General features: G+C 60.1%; 25 protein-coding genes. 3 read left to right on the top strand and 22 right to left on the bottom strand.

Going from position 1 to position 21,625, the window contains the following annotated elements; translation table 11 throughout:
* Nucleotides 1–163: 163 nt before the first annotated feature.
* From QQJ86_RS17150 to QQJ86_RS17065, 18 genes are all read right to left on the bottom strand, one after another.
* Nucleotides 164–880, bottom strand: a complete 717-nt coding sequence (locus QQJ86_RS17150) for a class I SAM-dependent methyltransferase (protein WP_284322189.1) — start codon at nt 878–880, stop codon at nt 164–166.
* The gene (locus QQJ86_RS17145) at nt 877–1,296 is read right to left on the bottom strand and encodes an acyl-CoA thioesterase (protein WP_425604597.1); all 420 of its coding nucleotides are present in this window, start codon (nt 1,294–1,296) and stop codon (nt 877–879) included. The genes QQJ86_RS17150 and QQJ86_RS17145 overlap by 4 nt, the downstream gene beginning before the upstream one ends.
* A gap of 25 nt (nt 1,297–1,321) precedes the next feature.
* A complete protein-coding gene (locus QQJ86_RS17140; RefSeq protein ID WP_284322188.1) occupies nt 1,322–2,302 on the bottom strand; it encodes a lysophospholipid acyltransferase family protein in 981 nt (326 codons plus the stop codon).
* Entirely contained in the window at nt 2,299–2,661 is a 363-nt protein-coding gene (locus QQJ86_RS17135) for an ApeI family dehydratase (protein WP_284322187.1), read from the bottom strand. The genes QQJ86_RS17140 and QQJ86_RS17135 overlap by 4 nt, the downstream gene beginning before the upstream one ends.
* Nucleotides 2,658–3,203, bottom strand: coding sequence for a COG4648 family protein (locus QQJ86_RS17130; RefSeq protein WP_284322186.1), 546 nt, complete (start codon nt 3,201–3,203; stop codon nt 2,658–2,660). The genes QQJ86_RS17135 and QQJ86_RS17130 overlap by 4 nt, the downstream gene beginning before the upstream one ends.
* On the bottom strand, nt 3,191–3,460 hold the full coding sequence (locus QQJ86_RS17125; RefSeq protein ID WP_284322185.1) for a phosphopantetheine-binding protein: 270 nt from the start codon (nt 3,458–3,460) through the stop codon (nt 3,191–3,193). Before QQJ86_RS17125 ends, QQJ86_RS17130 begins: the two co-directional genes overlap by 13 nt.
* Nucleotides 3,457–4,248: a lysophospholipid acyltransferase family protein gene (locus tag QQJ86_RS17120; protein ID WP_284322184.1), complete on the bottom strand. Its 792-nt coding sequence runs from the start codon at nt 4,246–4,248 to the stop codon at nt 3,457–3,459. The genes QQJ86_RS17125 and QQJ86_RS17120 overlap by 4 nt, the downstream gene beginning before the upstream one ends.
* Nucleotides 4,224–4,970: a beta-ketoacyl synthase chain length factor gene (locus QQJ86_RS17115; protein WP_284322183.1), complete on the bottom strand. Its 747-nt coding sequence runs from the start codon at nt 4,968–4,970 to the stop codon at nt 4,224–4,226. Before QQJ86_RS17115 ends, QQJ86_RS17120 begins: the two co-directional genes overlap by 25 nt.
* A gap of 154 nt (nt 4,971–5,124) precedes the next feature.
* Nucleotides 5,125–6,348 (bottom strand): beta-ketoacyl-ACP synthase, encoded by a 1,224-nt coding sequence (locus QQJ86_RS17110; protein WP_284322182.1) that lies wholly within the window; start codon nt 6,346–6,348, stop codon nt 5,125–5,127.
* 28 nt (nt 6,349–6,376) lie between these two features.
* Nucleotides 6,377–8,740 carry an MMPL family transporter gene (locus QQJ86_RS17105; RefSeq protein WP_284322181.1) on the bottom strand — a complete coding sequence of 788 codons (2,364 nt, stop codon included), beginning with the start codon at nt 8,738–8,740 and terminating at the stop codon, nt 6,377–6,379.
* A complete protein-coding gene (locus QQJ86_RS17100; protein ID WP_284322180.1) occupies nt 8,737–9,348 on the bottom strand; it encodes a LolA family protein in 612 nt (203 codons plus the stop codon). The genes QQJ86_RS17105 and QQJ86_RS17100 overlap by 4 nt, the downstream gene beginning before the upstream one ends.
* A gap of 161 nt (nt 9,349–9,509) precedes the next feature.
* A complete protein-coding gene (locus QQJ86_RS17095; RefSeq protein WP_284322179.1) occupies nt 9,510–10,292 on the bottom strand; it encodes a glycosyltransferase family 2 protein in 783 nt (260 codons plus the stop codon).
* A gap of 19 nt (nt 10,293–10,311) precedes the next feature.
* Nucleotides 10,312–10,569: an acyl carrier protein gene (locus QQJ86_RS17090; RefSeq protein WP_284322178.1), complete on the bottom strand. Its 258-nt coding sequence runs from the start codon at nt 10,567–10,569 to the stop codon at nt 10,312–10,314.
* Nucleotides 10,570–10,854: 285 nt separating this feature from the next.
* Nucleotides 10,855–12,273 (bottom strand): carbohydrate porin, encoded by a 1,419-nt coding sequence (locus tag QQJ86_RS17085; RefSeq protein WP_284322177.1) that lies wholly within the window; start codon nt 12,271–12,273, stop codon nt 10,855–10,857.
* Nucleotides 12,274–12,464: 191 nt separating this feature from the next.
* Nucleotides 12,465–14,108, bottom strand: coding sequence for an NRAMP family divalent metal transporter (locus tag QQJ86_RS17080; protein WP_284322176.1), 1,644 nt, complete (start codon nt 14,106–14,108; stop codon nt 12,465–12,467).
* A gap of 69 nt (nt 14,109–14,177) precedes the next feature.
* Nucleotides 14,178–14,612, bottom strand: a complete 435-nt coding sequence (locus tag QQJ86_RS17075) for an S-adenosylmethionine decarboxylase (RefSeq protein WP_284322175.1) — start codon at nt 14,610–14,612, stop codon at nt 14,178–14,180.
* A gap of 94 nt (nt 14,613–14,706) precedes the next feature.
* Nucleotides 14,707–14,877 carry a hypothetical protein gene (locus tag QQJ86_RS17070; protein ID WP_284322174.1) on the bottom strand — a complete coding sequence of 57 codons (171 nt, stop codon included), beginning with the start codon at nt 14,875–14,877 and terminating at the stop codon, nt 14,707–14,709.
* Nucleotides 14,878–15,023: 146 nt separating this feature from the next.
* A complete protein-coding gene (locus QQJ86_RS17065) occupies nt 15,024–15,338 on the bottom strand; it encodes a hypothetical protein (RefSeq protein ID WP_284322173.1) in 315 nt (104 codons plus the stop codon).
* Nucleotides 15,339–15,685: 347 nt separating this feature from the next.
* Between QQJ86_RS17065 and QQJ86_RS17060 the strand changes: the two genes are divergently transcribed.
* Complete coding sequence (locus tag QQJ86_RS17060) at nt 15,686–15,979, top strand: metal/formaldehyde-sensitive transcriptional repressor (protein WP_284322172.1); 294 nt, start codon at nt 15,686–15,688, stop codon at nt 15,977–15,979.
* A 157-nt stretch (nt 15,980–16,136) separates the two neighbouring features.
* Here the strand turns inward: QQJ86_RS17060 and QQJ86_RS17055 are convergent, their stop codons facing one another.
* The 3 genes from QQJ86_RS17055 to QQJ86_RS17045 all read right to left on the bottom strand — a co-directional run bounded on the left by QQJ86_RS17055 (nt 16,137) and on the right by QQJ86_RS17045 (nt 18,315).
* Nucleotides 16,137–17,240: a Glu/Leu/Phe/Val dehydrogenase dimerization domain-containing protein gene (locus QQJ86_RS17055; protein WP_284322171.1), complete on the bottom strand. Its 1,104-nt coding sequence runs from the start codon at nt 17,238–17,240 to the stop codon at nt 16,137–16,139.
* Between the two features lie 234 nt (nt 17,241–17,474).
* Entirely contained in the window at nt 17,475–17,849 is a 375-nt protein-coding gene (locus tag QQJ86_RS17050; RefSeq protein ID WP_284322170.1) for a YXWGXW repeat-containing protein, read from the bottom strand.
* Nucleotides 17,850–17,985: 136 nt separating this feature from the next.
* Nucleotides 17,986–18,315 carry a hypothetical protein gene (locus QQJ86_RS17045; RefSeq protein WP_284322169.1) on the bottom strand — a complete coding sequence of 110 codons (330 nt, stop codon included), beginning with the start codon at nt 18,313–18,315 and terminating at the stop codon, nt 17,986–17,988.
* A gap of 247 nt (nt 18,316–18,562) precedes the next feature.
* Between QQJ86_RS17045 and QQJ86_RS17040 the strand changes: the two genes are divergently transcribed.
* Together QQJ86_RS17040 and QQJ86_RS17035 are read left to right on the top strand one after the other, a co-directional pair.
* Nucleotides 18,563–19,168, top strand: a complete 606-nt coding sequence (locus tag QQJ86_RS17040; protein ID WP_284322168.1) for a TetR/AcrR family transcriptional regulator — start codon at nt 18,563–18,565, stop codon at nt 19,166–19,168.
* 16 nt (nt 19,169–19,184) lie between these two features.
* Complete coding sequence (locus QQJ86_RS17035) at nt 19,185–20,108, top strand: alpha/beta hydrolase (RefSeq protein WP_284322167.1); 924 nt, start codon at nt 19,185–19,187, stop codon at nt 20,106–20,108.
* A gap of 204 nt (nt 20,109–20,312) precedes the next feature.
* Here the strand turns inward: QQJ86_RS17035 and QQJ86_RS17030 are convergent, their stop codons facing one another.
* Entirely contained in the window at nt 20,313–21,560 is a 1,248-nt protein-coding gene (locus QQJ86_RS17030; protein WP_284322166.1) for a dicarboxylate/amino acid:cation symporter, read from the bottom strand.
* Nucleotides 21,561–21,625 lie beyond the last annotated feature (65 nt).

Below are 21,625 nucleotides of genomic sequence, written 5' to 3'. Positions count from 1 at the left end.
GAGGGTTGGGGTGAGGGGGCAAGGCTTGCTTGAAAGTGTGACTGTGCTTGCAGTTTTGCTTTTGGCTCCTGCGCACTAGCAGTTATCGGGCGAGGTTGGCCCCTCACCCCAGCCCTCTCCCCGAAGGGGAGAGGGAGCAACATTTCGCATGAGTCGAGCGATTTCATACCCACGGCTTCCTCGCCGCCACATTCACCAACGTTTCCTCACGCTGCCCCGGCGGAGGCGCCGCCTTCAACCCCCAACGCTCCAACAGCCCGAAATCCTTCGAGCGACTCCACCACAAATAAGGAAACGATACGTTCCGCGCGTCGAACTCAAAGCCCTGCCAGCGCAACATCTCCAGGTATTCCTCCGCACTCTTCTGCACGTCCATCGGATGCCGGAAGAACCAGCGAATCACCCAGGTATCGATATACGCCTTGGTGGATTCTGCGAACAGCAACAGACCGCCCGGCTTCAGTACGCGCCAGAATTCGGCGAGTGCGCGCTCCTGTTCCACCAGGTGATGAAAAGTCTGGTGGCAGAACACGATGTCGATGCTGCTGTCCGGCAACGGTATCTGCGCGCAATCGGCGCTGTGCAGTTCGACTGGAATGCCTTCGCGATCGGCCTCTGACTGGGCAAGTGCGAGGCTATGTGGGTCCGCATCCAGGCCAAGCACGCGCGTAGGTTGAAATGCATCGCGCAACAGGCGGAACGATTTGCCTTGGCCGCAACCTGCATCCAGCAGCGTGCCGCCTTGCGGCTCCGGCTCGCCGATCAGGTGTTTCAAATCGTTGATCGCCACGCGCAGCACATGGTGTTGCCAGGTATAGCTGCGCAGAAAATGAAAGCCGATGCGGGTTTCTTCGACGTAGGTAGGGCTGGCGTAATTCATGAGGTAACCGTAGAAGCATGTGGGGCGCCGCGCAGGCGCTGCTCGACTGCATCGATGAAAACCTTGGGTGATTCAAGTTGCATCTCGCCGCTGGCGAGATCGACTGCCACCTGCACGCTGCTGGCACGCGTAACACGCTGGCCGGTTTCGGCATCCCGAATCAGATAGTGGATCAGCAAACGGTTCTGCCATTCGATCAGATCGGCGCGCACCACAAGCCGCTGGCCGAAGCGCGCCGCCTGCACGTAGCGCAGTTGCAGATCGATCACCGGCCACGCATAACCGGACATCTTCATCTGCTCGTAGTTGTGGCCGATGTCGTCGAGCAGGGCGCAGCGAGCCACTTCGAGGTACTTCACATAGTGGCCGTGCCAAACCACGTTCATCGAATCGACGTCGAAGAACGGCACGAGCATCTCTACGTTCCGGTGCAAAACGCCGCTAGTTCGCATCGGCGGCCTCCTTGTGCGTTGGCCGTTCAGGCGGTTGCCAATAAGCGTAGAAGTTGAACCATTGTTGAGGCGCTATCATGCATTGCCCCGCCAGATGATCGGCGTAGCGCTGCACCCAGCCGCGAATGGCCTCGTCGCGCTGGCCACGCTGCCATTGCGCGTTGTCGAGGAACGCATCCAGGTAGATGCGATAGCGACCATCCACCTTCAAGCAGCACAGCAAATTCACCGGGCAACGCAGCAAGCCAGCCATCAGCCATGGTCCTTGTGGAAAGGGCGCCGCATGACCGAGAAAATCCACCACCACGCGGCGGCCATCGTTGAGCGGTACGCGATCACCGGCAATCGCCAGCCACTCGCCGCGTTCCAGGCGTTGCGACAGGTCCATCATCATCGCCGTATCCAGTTCGCTCACCTGGATCAGCCGCATGCTGCGATCGCCTGCTTCGCCTAGCAGACGGTTGAATTGCGCGACGTGATGGTTGTGCACCAGCACGTTGAGCGGCACTTGCTCGCTGAGTTCCGCCATCGCGCGGCACACATCGGGATTGCCAAGATGGGTGACCACCAACATCTCGCCGCGCCCGCCATGCTGGCTGCGCAGCAATCGTGAGCGCACACCCGAGGGATCGATCAACTGCACCTGCTCGAAACGCAGGCGGCCACGCCACACGTCAAGCCGATCGAGCAGATTGTCGGCGAAGGCGATGAACTGGCCGAACACGCTTTTCAGCGTGGGGCGCAACGAAGCGTTGCCGCTCCACTGGGCCAGATAGATTTGATACTGCCGGATGTTGCGGCGCGCGCTACGTGCGGACGCAAAGAAATACAGCACGATCAGGTAAAGCACCGGTGCCAGCAATCGGCGCCCGAACATGCGCACACTTAGGGCTGTCAGCCACATCAAGATGAAGCTGCCGCGCTCCTTATGTGCGGACCAGTGACGTTCCTGTACGAGCTGCTCGCTCATGGCTCGGCGCTCCATGCCAATCGACCGGAAGAGTAGATGGTGTCGCTGTAGCGATACGCGAAGTGCAATTTATGCCGCGAGATGTCGTAGCGAAGAGTCAGCTCCACGCGGTCACCCGGACGCAACAGTCGTTGGAATTTCAACGCTTCCATCACTTTGCAGCGCGCAGGTGTGCCGAAGCGTTGCGAGGCAAACGCGAGCGCCCAGGCAATCTGCACCGCACCCGGCAACACCGGTGCCTGCGGAAAGTGGCCAGGAAAATAGGCCAAATCAGCTGGTACGTGCAGAACCAGCGTCCAAGTGCCGTCGTGCTCGTGTTCGCTGAGCAGCACCGGATCGAGGATTTGAGTCGCACTCACGCCGCACCTCGCAGACGACGGCGCAGCAGCCATTCGCCGGCAAACAACGTGCCCATGATGAAGTACACCAGTAGGCCGTTATAAAGCGTCCACCACGCCAGCGGTGCCCACAAGGTAAGTGCGGCCGACACCACGCCGTTGAACACAAAGAAACCCACCCACACCCAGGTGACTTTGCGCGTATATGGAATCGCTTCCGGCGGCAAATCCGGTTCGCGCACGCGGGCGATACGCTCCACGATCGGCGGCCCGAATTTCAAGCTGAGGCCGAACGCGCATAGCAGTAACGCACTGATCAATGTGGGATACCAGCGCAGCAGTGTCGCTTCGCCGCTCAAGGCAAGCAGGGCGCAATAAACCAGCGCCGCGGTCAGCATCCAGCGCCCGCCCGGTTCTTTCAACAAGCTTGGCGCGCGGATCAGCCAGATTGCGCCCAGCACCAGCGCGAACATGGGCGGCGGCACGCGATCCATGCCGAAATACACCACGAAGGGATAAAGCACCCCTGCGAGTGGCAAGAGGATGGAGGTCAGCTTGCGCATGCGTCCTTCTGCGCCTGCACGAAGGCAGCGAGCGTGGCGACCGTGGTGAAGTGTTGGCGTGCATCCTTCGAATCGGAAGCGATACGAATGTCGTAGTGCTTCTGCAGCGCCAACGCCAGTTCCAGCGCGTCCACCGAATCCAGGCCCAAGCCTTCGCCGAATAGCGGCAGATCCGGCGGAATGTCATCAACGGTAACATCCTCCAGATTCAAGGTATCGATGATCAGCTGTGCAATGTCCTGTTGCAGGGCGTTCATGGCGAAAGCTCCTTCATGAAAAGAGAGTGCAGATGCGCGTTCAAGCGTCGCGAGGCTATCGGCAGCGGCGCGTCTGCATTGAAAGTCTCCGGCGAAATATCCTGGCCCGCGCGCAGGGTGACCCGCACGCGCCGTTCGGGAATGCGATACCACGGCTCGGCTTTGGTGAGGGTGGTGGGTTCGACGGTGATGAAGACCGGCGTGACGACACGCGCGCCACGCAATGCGATGGCTGCAGCACCGCGATGGAATACTGGCGCCTGGTTCGGCGCGGTGCGTGTGCCTTCAGGGAAGACGATCAAGGTCTGGCCTTCGCGCAACGCGTCGGCTGCCTGGTCGAGCATGTCCGGACTGCCGTTGTTGCTGATGTACTGTGCACGGTATACCGGCCCGCGCGTGCAGGGATTTCGCCACAGGCTTTGCTTGACGATGCAGTTGGCGTCGCGGATGTGCGCGATCAGAAACACCACGTCGATCAGCGAGGGGTGATTGGCGATGATCATCTGCCCCGGACGACCCAGGCGATCGGCGCCTTCGAATTCGTATTCCAGCACCGCGCTGCGATACATGAATTGCACGTGCAAGTAGAACGCCTTGCTGATGGCCATGCGCGCGCGGCTTCGGCGCGTTACCGCATCACCCGGCAGCAAGCCGAGCAGCGGTAGCACGATAAGCCGCAAGACCAATCCGCCCAAGCCGAACAGGATGAAGCTGGCGCCGGTGGCCAGCAGCCGCCAGAGATAGTTGCCAAAGCTGGAACGCGTTACGGGCTGCGCTGCCAAATCCATCGACGTGTCTTCCATGTATGTTCAAGCGTGCTTTCACTGGTATGCATAGCACGCACGAAGTCGAGGACATGCGGCCAAGCGCCTGAGGTAGACGTGCCTGCGTTCAGTTCCAGACGCAGCAGCCAGCGTTCGCCGCTCGACACCTTCTCCGCCGATTCGATCCCCCCCACCTTCAGCGCGACAGCATACGAAAACGGTACATCATCGATCCAGTCGTCGTAGGCGGCTGGCGGGCGTTCCTCCGCCATCACCACCAGCACATGCTTGGCGCCATCGCTGAGCAACGTCGCCGCTTCCACCATGGCGTGCTCGAACGTATCCGCCTCGCCGGCAATCGCCACTGATTCACCATGTTGACCGCGCAGGATTGACCATTGACCGGCAATCGCATTGTGCACCGACAGCCCGAATTGCGTGGGTGACAAAGGTTGTTCATCAGCCACATCACCAAGCAGCGCGAACGTGCGTGGCGTTTCCCCATGGCGTGAAGCGAACACGAACGGCAGTTGTTCTTCTTCACCGCATAGCGGCCATGCGGCGTGCATGGTCATGCGTGCCAGGCGGCTCAGGCGGCGGCGTTGCATGGTAGGCAGGAAATCGCAGCTTGGTTGCTCGTTGTTGTCGGGCCGGCGAGTGGGGTGATGGGCCCATGCCTGCCAGGCTTCGTTAGTGTCGAGGCCGGGGGCCCAGGCGTGGAGGTGGTGGATGTGGAATTCCATCATGAGTTAACTCTTGCAACGGCGCCTAATTTTTCCTCGCCGTCATTCCCGCGAAAGCGGGAATCCATCTTTGCCTCTTGCATCGAAGAAAAATGGATTCCCGTTTTCGCGGGAATGACGGCCGGAAAAGCAGGCGTTGAATAAGAAGACACGCTCATCACCCCAACGCCCTAAACACCAACGACGTATTGATCCCACCAAACGCAAAATTGTTATTCATCACATACTCCGCCCCCAACGCGCGCCCTGCACCCACGATGTAATCCAGCTCCGCACACGCCGCATCGGGCTCGCTAAGGTTCACAGTCGGCGCAAACCAGCCATCGCGCATCATTTGCACTGCCCACCATGACTCCAGCGCGCCGCAGGCACCCAGCGTATGGCCCACGTAGCTTTTCATCGAGCTGATTGGCACGCGCTTGCCAAGCACCTGTGCCGTGGCATGGGTTTCGGCCACGTCGCCACGATCGGTCGCGGTGCCATGTGCACTCACGTAGCCGATGGCGTCAGGGGAAAGCTGTGCATCCTGCAAGGCGAGATGCATGGCTGTAGCCATGGTTTCGCTGGTGGGCTGGGTGATGTGGTTGCCGTCGGAGTTGCAGCCGAAGCCCACGATTTCCGCATAGATGCGTGCGCCACGTGCACGAGCATGTTCGTATTCCTCCAACACCAGCGTGGCGGCGCCTTCGCCTACCACCAGGCCATCACGCGCGCGATCGAAAGGGCGTGGCGTGAGCGACGCTTCGTCGTTGCGCGTGCTGGTGGCGAACAATGTATCGAACACCGCAACGCCGGGGCCAGACAATTCCTCCGCGCCGCCGCACAGCATGATTTTCTGCTTACCTTGCTGGATGGTCTCATACCCATAGCCGATCGCCTGGCTGCCGGACGTGCATGCACTGGACGTTGGCAGAATGCGGCCTTTCAAACCGAAGAACACGCCAACGTTCACCGCCGTGGTATGCGCCATCATCTGCACATAGCTGGTGGCGGTCACACCTTGCATGGAGCCGGTCTCCAGCATGCGGCCCATCACACGCACCGGCTCCACGCTGCCGCCGGAAGAACCGTACGCCACACCCATGCGTCCATCGCTGATGGTTACATCGTCGCGCAGCCCGGCATCGCACAAGGCGCGTTCGCTTGCTGCAACCGCCAGTTGCGCTACGCGTCCCATCGAACGCAGATGCTTGCGTGGCCAGTCCGGTATCTGGAAGTCGTCGACAGGACAACCGAGCCGGCTGTTCAGGGATTCAAAAAAATCCCACTCCGGCATGCGGCGCACCGCGTTGCGGCCTGCGCGCAAGCGCGGTTCGATCTGCGACCAGTCATGTCCCAATGGCGTAATACCACCCATCCCGGTGATGACGACACGCTTCATCGACGAGTGCTCCGTGCAAAAAAGAGATTCATGAAGAAGGATTCCGCGCAGGCACGCTGGCAGGCACCAGCAACGCAGTGAAGCCGATGCCAAGCAGCAAGGTAAGGCCGAAATCGCGCAGTGCGGGCATCGAACTCCACGCCAGCAGTCCGAACGACAACAGTGCGGTGATGGCGGAGAGCAGCACGCTCGCGTACATGGCGCCGGGTCGATGCGCCACGTAGGGTTCGCCTTCGCGCAGAAATACCGCGTAATTCGCGCCGACGCCGAGTACCAGCATCAAGGCCATCCAATGGAACAGCGTAAGTGGATGATGCAGATAACCCAGCGCTGCCAGCGTGAAGCCAATACCCAGCACCGGCGGCGCGAGCACGCGCGGCATGCTGCGCCAGCCGTACCGCCAGCCGAACACCGGCACGATCAACAGGATCGCCGCCAGTAACCAGATGCTGGCATAGCGGCGATAGCGACCGAACAGATCGGATACCCCGGCTGCTTTGTCCACCAGCGTAACGCCTGGCAAGTCCTTCGCCGCCTGCTTCAGTAGATCACCCGATGCATCGCCTTGCGGTAATACCAGCGAGGCCGCGCCATGTTGTCCGTTGTCGCCCATCCACAAATAGCGAAACGGTGTGGCAACGGCAGTTTTCAACCAGTCACGCAAAACCAAAGGCGTGCCGGGCCAAGCCTGGATAAAGCGATCGATATCGGCATCGCGAAAGCCTGCACCATGTAACCATTGGCGCATGCGATCCGGCTGCGCAAACAGCGGTGCCAACAGCGCCTGATTGGCTTGTTGACGCTGCAACGACGGCACCATGCCGGCCAGTCCCAGCCAGCCTTGCAGGTGCTGTGCATCCGTCATCGCTTGCAGACGCTTTTCCAGCGCTTCTTCGCGTTGCAATACTTGGTCTTCGTTGTCACCTTGCACCAGGTAGAACTGCGTGCCATTGCCGACGCCGGTGATATCGCGAATCTGCTTTTCCTGCGCAACGAGTTGGGCGGGCGGCGAAATCAGCAAGTGCACGTCGTCGTCGTGGTGCAATTGCCACCAGCCCGGTACGGCCAGCAACAAGGTCAACAATGCAAGCACCTTGCCATGCCAACCGGATACGAAAGACGTTATTGCCCGCTGCAGAAATAATGCAAGGCGTACGGATGCGGCAGACAACGGTTTTGCCGGGCGCGGTAATAGCGCAGGCAGCAGAAAGAACACGCTAAGACATGCTGCCACCATGCCTACCATGGCGAAGCACGCCATTTGGCGCAGCGCCGGGAATGGCACCAACCCGAGCAGGGCATAGCCGAGCAGAGAAGTACCCAGCGCGAGCAGCAGGGCAGGGCGAACCTGCCGCAAACCGCCGCGTGGCTCCCACGCCTCACCGGCATTGGCACGCGCGGTGAGGTATTGAATCGAATAATCCACCGCCTCGCCAAGCAACGCCGCGCCAAACACCAGCGTTAGCAGATAGATCTGTCCGAACACCAGCACGCTTACCGTAGTGGCAGCGACGATGCCGATGGCAGTGGAAAGAAACGCTAGCAGCAGCGGCCACGGCGATCGGAAAACGGCAAGCAACAGCAAGGCAATGCCGAGCGTGGAAATCAGACCCACGCGATGCACGTCGCGCTCGGCATCGCTGCGCGCAGAGGCCGCATAGAACAGCGCACCCGTACGCAGCATGTGTGTGCCGGGATGATCGTGTTCGATCGCAGTCTCGGCCTGGTTCAACGCACTCAACGCGCGACGCTGTATGGCGTCGTCATACGACGAACCGTTGAGCGTGGCGGTGACCAGCACGTAGCTGCCGTCATCACGATGCGCAGTCAGCAGATTGTCTTCGGGCAGCAGTGGCGAGCGGCTCCAGGGCTGCTGTTCCAGCCAGTGTTGCAACCAGCCGAATGGATCATCTTGCAGATGTGTGCCAACGCCGGTAACGAATGGTTCGTTGATGCGTTGGGCCAGCGCTTGCTGCGGGTCATAACCCGGTTGTTCAAGCGTTTGGCGATCTGCATCAGTCAGCAGCGCGAAGCGATGCGCCAGATACGGCGTAACCAATTGCTGCAGATCGAATGGCGGCAGTTCAGCGGTAACGGAGGCGAATACGCCATCCTTCGCGAGCACCTGTCCCAATTCGCGTGCTGCTGCCTTGGCGTGATCGTCATCCGCATTGGCTACCAGCAGCATCACGCGATCGCCATTGGCGTGGGCAAGCCGTTGTGCAGCGACTTCGGCCAGCGGATTGCGCTCGGTTGCCGGCAACATGGCCAGCAGATCGGTTTGAATGGGCGAACGCTCACGCCCAAGCAGCAGCCATGCGCAGAGCAAGGCGATCAGCAGCGCTATCGCCACGAACCATCCAGCACGTAACCGCAAGCTCCGTTGCGTCATGGCAGCCCGAGCGCGTGCTTTTCCAGCGCGCTCAGCGGGCCGGCGTCGTGGGTATCAGTCATCTGGATATCGGTTTGCGTGCCGTCTTGCATATCGATACGAATGCGCTGCAGGTACACACCGCCATCGAGCTGGATGCTCTTCAGCACCTGCGCCACGCGCGCTTGTTTCGGGGTGAATTGCAGATTCCATTGCGCGGCGCTGCCGTTTGCGCGCACGTCGAACTGGCGTGTCACGTCATCGAGCTGCCCCGTCAGCATGCCTTGCAGCATTTGCGAAATCTGGCTGACGCCACGCTCGCTGCGCATCGGTTGCATGTGGCCGTCGGCATCGATGCGCAGGGTGCGCGTGCCGGTCAGTGCCAATGTCTGTTGGTAAGGCTGCTGCACCTGCCAGAGCATGCCGTGGCCGTTGACGAACAGCAGTTGGCCGCTACTGGTTTGCGGTTGGGTGAGGGCGGGGCTTTGGCGTTGTTGGGTAAAGGTGGCGCGGACGGCGATGTGTTGGCTTAGCTGATTGACGATGATGTGCAGCAGGTCAGAGCTTTGTGCGTGCGCGCTGAAGCAAACGAGCAGCAATGCGATGAGTTGGACACATCTTGCGAACATGTTTGAACGGTCGTCATTCCCGCGAAAGCGGGAATCCATCTTGCTCTGATGCCGGCGTGAAAATGGATTCCCACTTTCGTGGGAATGACGGCCATGGGGGATCGCGCAAGACTGCCCCCTCACCCCAGCCCTCTCCCCGGAGGGGAGAGGGAGTGTTTGCGTCACGCTGTACATGCTGCACTCCTTTCCTTCTTGCGCTTACGCCACAAAAGCACCGGCGCTCTCGGCAACATCCCCAGCAGCAACCGTGTATGCATCGCAGAAATACGCAAATTGTCGTGCAGCATATGGAAATGGGACAGGCCGTTTTCCGGATACGTTACCCGGGTCGGCAGATTGCGTACTGGTACGCCGCGCCAGATCAGGCGTACCGCCACCTCGGTATCGAAATCCATGCGCGCGGGCAGGGGCGCGCGATCGATCTCGGCACACGTCGCTTCCAGCGGGTACAGACGGTAGCCGCACATCGAATCACGCAGCATGAACGACAATGTTTCCAGCCACACGCACACGTGCGTGACGTACCGGCCATACAAGCGGGCGCGCGGCACGCTGTCGTCGTAGATCGGTTGGCCGCAAATCAGCGCTTGCGGGTATGCGCGGCCTTCAGCGAGAAAACGCGGCACGTCCGCCACCTCGTGCTGGCCATCCGCATCGATCTGCAAGGCATGGGTGAAGCCGGCATCGCGTGCGGCAATCATGCCCGCGGTAATGGCGCTGCCTTTGCCGCTGTTGCGCGCCAATCGAATCAGCTGCACCCCCGGCGCAACCAGGCCGTCGAGCACGACACGGGTGGCTTCGTCGCTGCCATCGTCCACGATCACCACCGGCAAATCATGCGCGCGCAAAGCGTGCACCGTAGCCGCGATGGTGTCCTTGTGGTTATAGATGGGAATCAGCGCGCAGGGCTGAAAAGCTCCCGCGGGGGCTTGCGCATCAGGCATGCAGGCACTCCGCGTGCGCTCAGCGCGTCAGCAGCGCGCGTACGGTGGCGACCACGTCGCCTACCGTTCGCACGTTCTTGAAATCCTCGGGCTTGATGCGCATGCCGGTCATGTCCTGCACCTGGATGGCGAGGTCGACGGCATCGATGCTGTCCAGTTCCAAGTCGGTGAACAGGTGCGTATCGGGAGTGACCCTGGCGGGATCGATCTCGAAGGTTTCCTCGAGCACGTCCTTGAGCCTGAGCAGGATGTCCTCATCACTGATCCCGGTTTCCATGATTGCGTTCATAACATCCAGCCCGCCGTGCAGCCCTGCATATCTTCCCCAAGCCTATATCGGCAGGCACCCAGTGCGCTGCAGCCGAAGGCTTGGATGGAAGCTTTGATTGTTTCTAACCCGCGGAGCGGGTTCCCCTTTTGAGCTTTGCCAAGCTAGGCAATGCCTTATCGCACATTTTCTTGCGGTAAAAAGTCTAGCAGACTGCTGGGGAGGGTGCTTAAGGACAAGCGCCGGAGCACTCCGGCGCTTTCCGAACTGGTTGGTGCAGTTTTTTGAGGCGCTTTAGATCTCCAGATGTATGCGCATGCCGTAAATAAATACGGGGCCGCGCCGATCCGCGTTGTAGCCAGGATTGAGAATGACCTGGAAATCGGGGCTGAGCTGGATGCCTTTGTACAGGTGATAGTTGTAGTAGGTCTCCAGCACATCTTCCCTGCCGTAACGAGTGAGTTGGCCGTCACCCAGGAAGCCGCCCATGCCGCCGTCGGCAAGATACAGGCGATGCTGGCGGTTCAAGCCTGCGGTGGAGAAGGCGACACCGAACACATCGTCTGGCCGATTCCAGCGTGTGCCGTTAACGGAAATACCGCCCGACAGATCGTTGTCGATTTCGGTAAACGCATATTCCTCGGTGCGATCGTTGGCACTGCTGGCACGTAGAAATACGCCGACGTCCTTGCTAAGCCGTTGTTCGAAGCTGATGCCATAGCCCACTTTGGATGAGGCTTTGCGTACGCTGGTCACATCGGGCGGATTGCCGGTGCCCTCAGCGGCGGCGATGGCATCCAGATAGTTGCCGGCCCAGCTGTGATTGCGAAACACCAGCACGCGCACCAAGCCGGGCAGATCGCCGAATGTATGGTCGTGTTCCACTTCCAGGTTGTCGCCGTGATACGTCCATATCCGATGATTGAGCGTGGTGCCGTTGGCCTCTTTGGGTTCCATGAAGCGGCCCACGCGCACCACCCAGTTGTCCCAGTAGAACTCGCCCGCGCCACCGATGGTGTAGGCACGCGCATCGGCGGCATAGTCCCACGCACCGTGGGTGATCATCGACCAATTCAGGAATTGCGTGCGTGGGTCATTGGCGTAGGTGTTCTTTTCGAAGATATCCGTCAAGGTGATCTTGCCGAGCGTGACCACGAAGCGACGCGAATCGTAGTTGCTGGCGAGTTGGTTGGGGCCATCCTCGACGTGCACGGCGTCGCCGCCCAGATTGAAGGTTTGTCGCAAAAACCAGCGTGCCAGGTAACCGCGTGGATGCGTGCCGCCGTTCTTCTGGATTTCGCCGTTATTGATGCTGGCCAAGCCAAAAAGATGCGAGAACGGTTTTCCTATGACGACTTCCGGATCGACATAGATCTCGCCGCCTTTCCAGAAGCGCGCACCCAAATACGCCGTGAAGGTCGAGGTGTAACTGTATTCGGGCGACGTGGACAGACTTTGAGGACCGGTATAAGGCGCGCTGAAGCCATCCTTGTGCTGATACACGTAGGTGGTTTGCGCGTGGAGATTCCAGCGTTCCTCGGTAGTGTCTTTGGCGTTCTTGGTTTCAACGGGGGGCGGCGGCGAACCGCGGCTGGCATCGGTGGAGGCGAGGCGAATGTCCTGCGCCTGGGTTACTGCTGTGCAAGCCATCGTGCCGAGCACGAACAGCAGCGTAGGGGAATGTTTTCGGGCGATCTGAGTTTGAATTTGCATGGAAGAACTCGGCTTGAAAATCTTTGGCACAGCGCTGCCCGCAGCAAGCGCAAAGCGCTTGCCGGTCGAAGCAGTGCAGAGAGAAAATGGATGGAGCGCCGGCGCTAGCGGCCGGCTTGCCTCAGCACGATGGAGGCTGGCTGCGCCGGAACCATGCGGTGGGCCATGAACGACTCATGCGCGCGACACCTTCAGGATTTGGCGAGCACAAGCTGCACCACCTTCACGATGGCAAGGATCAGCGCCGCAGCCAGATAGGCACGTAGCACACCGAGCCATATGCGCCGGCGTAGGCTCAACTGCGCGGGAGGCAGCTTGCTCAGCGGCGGCATGCGCCAAAGGGTTTTGTCGACGGTGAGGCTTTCCGGCACCGTGGCGGTCGGGCGGCGCCAATGCATCACCCCGAACGTGATGGCAATCGCCAGTGCCAGTACACCACCGCCTATGAGCACGCTGATGATTTGTGCGCTGGTGATCGAGGGATAAAGCACCGAGGCCGTCAGGATGATCGACAGCAATACCAACACGCCTACCACCGCGGTAGTGAACAGGTTGGTGATCGGCTTGTTCACCCATGGCCCCAGCACGGCCTTGTCGTTGCACAACAGCAGCAGAAACACTGACGCGCCAGGCAACAAAATGCCAGCCAAGGTTTGTACCGCATTGGTGATGATGCCCAGCGGTGCATTCGGAATCAGCACCAATCCTGCAGAGACTGCGACCAGCAACGCATACACCGCATAGAAGAGCTTCGCTTCCGTAGGCTTGCGATGCAGCGAATGGTTCACGGCCAGCACATCGCCCACGGCATAAGCGGTCGACAGCGACACCGCCGCAGCGCCAATGATGCTGGCATCGATCAGTGCGATCGAAAACAGTACCGAGGGCGTGGCACCCACGTATTTGGCGATACCTTCCGCCACCGCGCCGGCATCCGCGAACTGTCCCATTTCAGGTCGTCCCGCAAACGTGGCAGCCGTAAAGGCAATCATGGCCACCGCGCCGATGATCACAAGTGCAATGCCGATCCACAGATCCGCCTTCTCGTAGTTCATAAAGCGCGGCGTGATGCGCTTGTCGATCACATAGCTCTGCTGGAAAAACAACTGCCACGGCGCCACCGTGGTGCCGACGATGGCGATGATCAGCAACATCACATCGCTCAATGGCGCACCCTTGGGCATGCTCGGCACTAGCATGTGGTGCGCGATCTGCCCAACGGGCGGATGCACCATCAGCAGCACCGGTACCAGCAGCAGGCTGCCTACTACCAGCAGCAGCGCAAACCGTTCGAAACGCCGGAAGTTGCCAGTGGACGCGGTGATGATGATCAGCGCAGCCGCAATCATCACCCCCCAATTACGCGAAAGGCCCAGATGATCCAGGCCTAGGCTGATGCCGATGAATTCGGTGACGATGGTCAGTGCGTTGAGAATGAAAAGATCGATCACGCTGAACGCACCCCAGAATTTGCCGAAGCGTTCAAGGATCAAGCGAGCGTGACCCACGCCGGTGACGGCGCCGAGCCGCAGCACCATTTCCTGGTTCACATACAAAACGGGAATCAGCAGCGATAGCGTCCACAGCAGCACCGTGCCGTAATTCTGGCCGGCCTGGGTGTACGTACTGAAGGCACCGGCGTCGTTGTCGCCGACCATCACGATCAGGCCGGGGCCAAGAATGGCAAGCAGGGTGCGCAAGCGCGCCCTCCAGTTATCGCGCCGTGCGTGGTCGTTGTGGGCAATGGTGCCGAGTGCGCCGCGGATATCGCCCACATGGGCGCTATCGAGCACGGCGGTATCGTCGGATTCTTTTAATTGGATGACCGTATTCATGGTGAAGCCTTGTTGTGAGGCGGTAGACGGAGTGGCTATGTGAGCTATGCGGAGATATTGAACAGGCTCTTAAATGACTCTCCGTACCGGTTTTGTCAGAAAGACTTCCGTGGGCTTGCGAGGTGTGCGTCCTTGCACCGGCAGCGACTGGCCGTCGCGCTGCACGCGATGCAGCAGCGCGCGCAGCGGACGGAATTCGTCACGCAAGCCGTTGAACACCTGCATGGCGGCGGCGATGTCTGCCGGTTCGCTGTCCGCAACGAACAGATCCGCAATGACCGCGTCGCGACGCGGAAACGTGCGCACCACCAGATGGATACCGTTGCCGGTGATCGCCCCGATCACGCCGTCCAACGCCGTGGAGGTGAAATGCTCGTAACGGATCGGCAGATGACGACGGGTAACGTGCGCCATGCAATGTGTCTGGATGGCTTGTGCGTCGGTGAGCAGCGTCTTGGGCGCACAGCAGTCGAACCATTCACCTACGAAATGGATGTTTTTCATGGGAGTGTCTTCGCTTTCTTGGCCGGCAGCCGCGCTGCCAGCACGCATGGGAAAGCCTCGGCATACGTGCGTAGCCGAGGTGCGGATTCAGGCGTTATGAGCGAGTAGATCGCCCAAGGCCGCGATACCAGCGCGACGATGCGCGCAGCAGCGTCATGAACAAGCCAGGCGAAGACGGTCTGGCTGTGCGGCAAGCGAAATAAACGTTGAGCAGCCGATCCGGCGTGTGCAGCGGTCGGCGTGCGTGCAGAAGAGAGAGTTGCATGGCTCGATCCTCGTGAATCGCCGCATAGGCGACACGAACGCGAGCCGGCTCAGGTCGTGACGATGTGAGCAGGGCGCATCGCGTGCGCGTTCAAGCGGCAGGGCAATGGAGGTGGGTTGTCGCTGGCTGGAGGAGGTCGCATGGGATTAACCGTTAGCGCACAGGCGCGAAGGAGGGCGCATGCCGGCACCGCGAGGGCGCCATTGCATGCGGAACTTGGAAGTAAAGCGCGCGCTGCTCAGGCGCGGACGTGGTTGGGCGGGTGCATCAGCGACCCAGTGGCATTCCAAAACGCCGGTTGCGGCGTTCCGGCGCCATTGCGCATGCAGGGGAGCAGCGTAATGCAGCGGGGCAACGGCCGCGGCAGAACGCACGCGGTGCAAGGTGCCGCCCCAGGTTTTATGAAGATGGATGGCGCCAGCCGCGCGACGGCGGACTGCACGCAAATACAGCTTGTTCATGACTCACCTCGTCAAGCGCCCTCAGCGGCGCGAGAGGCGAACCGGACTTTCCTAGTCGTGGAAAGCGCCGGCTGACCGAGCGCGGTCGCCGATAGGGCTTACGTTGTTCAACTGGCACGCCAACGCCGGATAGGTGCATCCGAAGCTGGCGCATCGACTAGGAGGGTTACTGTCCATTTCTCTTGGTTGAGTTATCTGGAAAATGCCGCAGGAAAGGCTTCCTGAAGGCTCGCGCAAGATACCCATGGGGGTATACGTGTGTCAACCAGGTGACAGAAAATTTTACGCAAAAAAGCGCAGAAAGAGATTCGTCATTACAGCGTCAGCTTGCACGAGTGCCTTGCGTCGTGAACACTCGCGTCATGCCACATACCGTTCGAGAAAAAACCAAGCTCCTCAATCGGGCCAAACGGCTCCGCGGCCAGATCGAAGCCCTGGAGCGCTCCCTCAGCGAAGAAGACGACTGTTCGATGATCCTGCATCAGATCGTCGCGGCGCGCGGCGCCATCAATGGACTGCTGGCACAGGTGATCGAGGGCGTCATACGCGAACATCTGCTGGACGATGTCGGCCATTCGCTAGCGGCCAAGCAGCATGATGCGGAAGAGCTGATTGCGGCGTTGAAGACCTATATAAAGTAGCGCTTGCAGCATGAGGCTGCTTACTTGCTGAGATGCCCATCTATTCCTCGGCGTCATTCCCGCTTTCGCGGGAATGACGGCCGACAAAGACTGACGCCTTTGAAACAAAAAAAGCCGCCGGGTTCCCGGCGGCTTCTTAGTGAAGGCTAACGATCGCTTACTGCCCGCGCATGCGGCCAGCAAAGCGCGGCGCGCCGTTACCCATATGCGGCAGCTTGATCTTGCCAATGGACTCGATGCGCTCTTCAGCCAGACGGTCCGCTGCCCTGTAGGTGGGTACGCTCTGCGTCTTGCTGATTTCGAAGATGCGGCCCAGGTTGTAGTAGATGGTGCGCATCATGCGCATGGCGCGTTCGCGGTTGTAGCCGTCGATTTCCAGCGACACGTTCATCACGCCGCCGGCGTTCACGGCGTAGTCCGGTGCATACAGCACGCCGCGGCGCTGCAGTTCGTCGCCGATCGCGTCGGTGGCCAGCTGGTTGTTGGCTGCGCCGCAGATGATCTTGGCCTTGATGCGATCGATCGTTTGCTCATTCACTGTGCCGCCCAGTGCGCAGGGCGAGTACACGTCGGCGTTCACGTCGTAGATTTCGTCCAGGCCCACGGCTTCGCAGCCCAGCTCGTCCACGCAACGCTGCACGGCTTCCTTGTTGATGTCGGTGACGAACACCTTCGCGCCCTGCTCACGCAGCAGCTTGATGAATTCGCTGCCGACGTGGCCGCAGCCCTGCACGGCGTAGCTGTACTTGCCCACGTCTTCATTGCCGTACTTGAAGTTCAGCGCGGCCATCAAACCCTGCAGCGTGCCGTAAGCGGTGAACGGTGAGGGATCGCCCGAACCGCCATGCACCTGGTGCACGCCGGTGACGTATTCGGTTTCGCGGAACACGTATTCCATGTCGTTCACGTCGATACCCACGTCCTCAGCCGTGATGTAGCGACCGTTGAGCGAGTTGACGAAACGGCCGAAGGCGCGGAACAGCGCTTCGGATTTATCTTTCGACGGATCGCCGATGATCACAGCCTTGCCGCCGCCCAGGTTCAGGCCGGCTACGGCGTTCTTGTAGGTCATGCCGCGCGACAGGCGCAGCACGTCGTTCACTGCATCTTGCTCGGTCTTGTACGGCCACATGCGCAGGCCGCCCAGTGCCGGGCCCAGCACCGTGTTATGGATCGCAATGATGGCTTTCAGGCCTGCGTCTTTGTTATGGCAGAAGACGACTTCTTCGTGGCCTGTCTTAGCGATGGTTTCGAAAATCATTGGAACTTGAACTCCACATAGGACGGTGCTGGGGAAGGCACTGAGTTGGGGAAGCGTTGGCCCCGCCAAGGACCTGGCGCCTGAAACTCAAAACCCCAGCAAGAGGCTGGGGTGTTCGAGTAATCCCAATAATTTTAGTACGACCCGCGCAGACAGCGCTTTCGCACCGCAGCAAACCACCTAACGAAAACGCCCCGCATAAGCGGGGCGTTTCGATATACGTGAAGACGATGTTTACCCTTGAACCCACACACCCACATGGAAGTGCCAACCATCCGGATGCTGTTCCCAATGCGGGTGCACGTAGTGATAGCCAGGACGCACCGGTTCCCAGTGGCCGTGTACTGCGACATAGCGCCCGCCATCCCAATGCCAGTGACCGCGTGCCCAAATGTAGCCAGGGCGCGGCGGCGGCAATTCTTCGATCACGGTCACCGGCGGCGGCTGCGGGGCGACGACTTCAACCACCTGCGGCGGGGGCGGCGGTGGAGCGGGTTGTTGTTCGACATAGACAACGCGACGTGGCGGATGCGGTTGTTCGACTACGCAACCGGCCATAGCCACTGTGACGCCAGCGAGGGCAAGCAAGGATGCAAAACGCAATGACATGAAAAATTCCCCAGATGGTGTTGAATCGAATGCTGTCGATCCGGTCAGTGCAGTGAGCAAGTTTAGTGGGCATCCTGCCGTTGAAGCATTGCGCTTCGTCGTGGGACGAAGCGCAGGTTGTTACGTTACGAGGCGATCAGGGGCCCCAGCGGCCGTCGCGCCAATACCAGTTCGGACCACGGCGCTCCCACGCACCCGGATACCAGCGATATCCCGGCCGCGCACTCACCCACGCACCCGGTACCCATACGTGACGACGGTAGCCAGGATTCCAGCGCCAATAACCCGGTACCCATACGAAACCGCGACGGGGTGGCGGCACGCGTTCGAAACGCGGTGGCGGCGGTGCCACGTTGATGCCGACGCCCACGCTTACTTGTGCAGCAGCAGGCGGCGTGTAGCTCACGCTGGCCAACGCAAGGCCGATGCCTGCAACAAGAGCGAGTTTGCGGGTGATGCTGATCATGTGTTCTCTCCTTGAAGTACGCAGCCGCAGTTAGCGGTTGCTGGGGAGGGGAACGCGAGCATATCGCGCGATGTTGACGTGATTGCTTTCGGTGGTTCAGGAAACAGCCGAATTCATTTGCGATGGGCGCGATCCAACTCCCTCCCCCTACGTGTAGTGGGGAGGGGGCAGATCTCTGGCGACTTAACGAAAAAGGCACAACTTTTCCCCTAGAAATAAAACGAACGGTCGTGCTATTTTGCCCGCCATGAACGCTACCACCTCCCCCAGCAAAGGCGCCGCCACCCGCGAGCTCATCCTCGACCACGCCTACGAACTGGCCCGCCAGGACGGGCTGGAAGGCCTCTCCATCGGCGCCCTGGCGCTCGGCGTAGGCATGTCCAAAAGCGGTGTGTTCGCCCATTTCGGCTCCCGCGAAGAGTTGCAACTGGCGTTGCTGGATACCGCCACCAAACGCTTCCTGGATTTCGTGATCCGACCTGCCGTGCAACAGCCGCGCGGCATCAAGCGCCTGCGGGCCGTCCTGGACCGCTGGTCCGAATGGATCCGTATTCACTACAACGGCTGCGTGCTGATCAGCGCCGTCGTGGAATACGACGGACGCGAAGAAGGCCCGCTGCGCACGCGCGTGAAAGAACAGCAAACCGGCTGGCGCAACGAAGTGATGCGCGCGATTCGTCAAACCGTCGAAGTGGGCGACCTGCGTGCGGATACCGATGCCGATCAGCTCGCCTTTGAACTCTACTCATTGATGCTCGGCCTGCATCATGACGCCAGCTTGTTCGGCTTCGACGAATCCCATCGACATACCTGGGCAGCGCTCGATCGCCTGCTCGCCAGTTATCAGCCCTGAAACACAGGAGCTCGCCATGACCGCCACCACGCGTCGCCACTCTTCGCATCACTCGTTCAAGCTCGGCGCTGTGCGCCTGAGCTTTGCCGTTGGTAGTCGACTCGCACCCAAGCAGACGCTCGATCGCGCGGCACGCTTGTTTGGCACACCCTTCGCCAGCAGCCGCACACGTTCGCGCGCCGCGCAGCCGGATAGCGACATGCAGCGCAGTGAGCTCCATATCAACGGTCAATCCATCGCTACGTATGTGTGGGGAGATCCATCCACGCAGCCGTACGCGTTGCTAGTGCATGGTTGGTCCAGCTTTGGCCTGCGTTATCTGCCATGGGTAGCGAAACTGCGTGAACTGGGCTTTGCCGTGGTCACGTTCGATCAACCCGGCCACGGTGCAAGCAGCGGCGATTTCTGCACGCTGATGGATTTCATCAACACCGTGCGCGCGGTCGGGAAACACTTCGGCAACGCTGCGCTGGCGATTGGCCATTCCATGGGCGGTGCAGCGGTGGCGTTGGCGCAAGACGAAAACTGGCACGCACAACGCCTGGTGTTGATCGCGCCCGCCGCAGATATCGAAGCCGCCGCCAACCGCTTCATCCGCTTTGTGCGTCTCGGCGAGCATCTGCGCGAGCCATTCCTTTCCTGGTACCAAAACCGCACTGGCATCCATGCGCGAGAATTGCACGTGCATCATCATGTCCCATCGCTCGGCCAGCCTGGTTTGATCGTGCACGACCTGGACGATCGCGAAGTGCCATGGGAAGAGGGCGAGCGTTATGCGCGTTTTTGGCCCGGTGCGCGCTTGCTTACCACGCAAGGCTTGGGACATCACCGCATTCTGGATGCGGTAGAGGTGATCAATGCAACGTTGGCGTTTTTGCGTGGTGAATGTGTCGGTGATCGCGTAGTGGCTTCGCCGAATTTGCCGTTTGGGTTGGCGTAAGAACGCAAATTCTAATCTAGCCTCACCGCTTCGTATTACCTCACCGTCATCCCGGCGAAGGCCGGGATCCAGTATGAATACGTCGTGCGAAGCACACATAACGTTCTTTATGCTGTGTGCTTCGCACAGCATATTTGCACTGGATCCCGGCCTTCGCCGGGATGACGGTGAGGCGAGAATGAGTATTGTGGTACGGCGTGACACTTAAGCCTGCGCATACCGCTCCAAATCCAAAACCCCTTCCGACTTCGCCACCACCACCGCCGTCACCGAATCCCCCGTCACATTCGCCGACGTACAACACATATCCAGCAACCGATCCACCGCCGCGATCACCGCAATCACCTCCAGCGGCAAGCCAACCGACGACAGCACCAATCCCATCACCACCAAGGCTGCGCCGGGAATGCCGGCCGCGCCGATGGAAGCGAGCGTGGTCGTCAACATCACCGTCAATAACTGACCGAACGAAAGCTCGATGCCATACGCATTGCTGGCGAAAATGGTGACTGTGCCGAGATAGCACGCCAGTCCCGCCATGTTCACGGTGGAACCTAGCGGCAGCACAAAACTCGCCACGCGCGGGTCCACACCCAACCGCTCCTGGGTATTCTCAAGATTCAACGGCAGCGTCGCCGCGCTGCTTGCCGACGAATACGCAAACAACTGCACCGACAGCATCTTGCGCAAGAACGGCAGCGGGTTGATTCGCCACAGCATCAACAGCACGCCGCAAACCACGATCATGAAAAACAACATGACGGCATAGTTCACCACCACCAGCGAGCCAAGATGCCCCAGCACGGAGAAACCGTGGTCCGCGGTGACAAACGCCATCAGGCCGAACACGCCAATGGGCGCGAACTTCAACACCATGTGGATCAACTTGAACACCACGGCAGAAAGGCTGTTGAAGAAATTGCGCACCGGCGTCGCCGCCTCGCCCGCCAAGTTGATCGCCAAAGCAAAGAAGACCGCGAACACGATCGTCGGCAGCAGCGCGCCTTCGGCAAATGCCTTGAACGGATTGGAGGGAATCGCGTTGATCAACGCCTCCTTAATACTAGGCGGCGTTTCCGCAGGCGCATGACCACTTACCGTAAGACCGAAGCCGGCACCGATGTTGAACAACATCGCCACGCCCATGGAAACGGCGGCCATGATCGCCATCGTTACCGCATAAATTGCGATCGACTTCCACGCAATGCGCCGCATCGCCGCCATATCCGAAAGCGAAGCGATGCCGCACACCAGTGATACGAACACCACCGGTATCACGCACATGCGAATCAGCGACATGAAAATGTCACCCAATGGCGCCAGCATCTTGGCGGGCTCGCCAACGAAGTGCCCGACAGCCAGGCCAAGCACCATCGCGATAAGAATCTGGTGCCACATTTGCAACCGCGGAAAACGGTGTGAAGCGGTCGATGAAATAACGGTCGATTGCATAAAGATTCCTCCTGAAAGTGCATCCAGTAACGCCGATTTCGAAACGCTGCTTAGTAAATTTGGAT

Origin of the sequence: Dyella acidisoli, from assembly GCF_030160295.1 — a bacterium.
GTDB lineage: Bacteria > Pseudomonadota > Gammaproteobacteria > Xanthomonadales > Rhodanobacteraceae > Dyella_B > Dyella_B acidisoli.
This window is presented reverse-complemented; position numbering and strand designations above follow the sequence as displayed.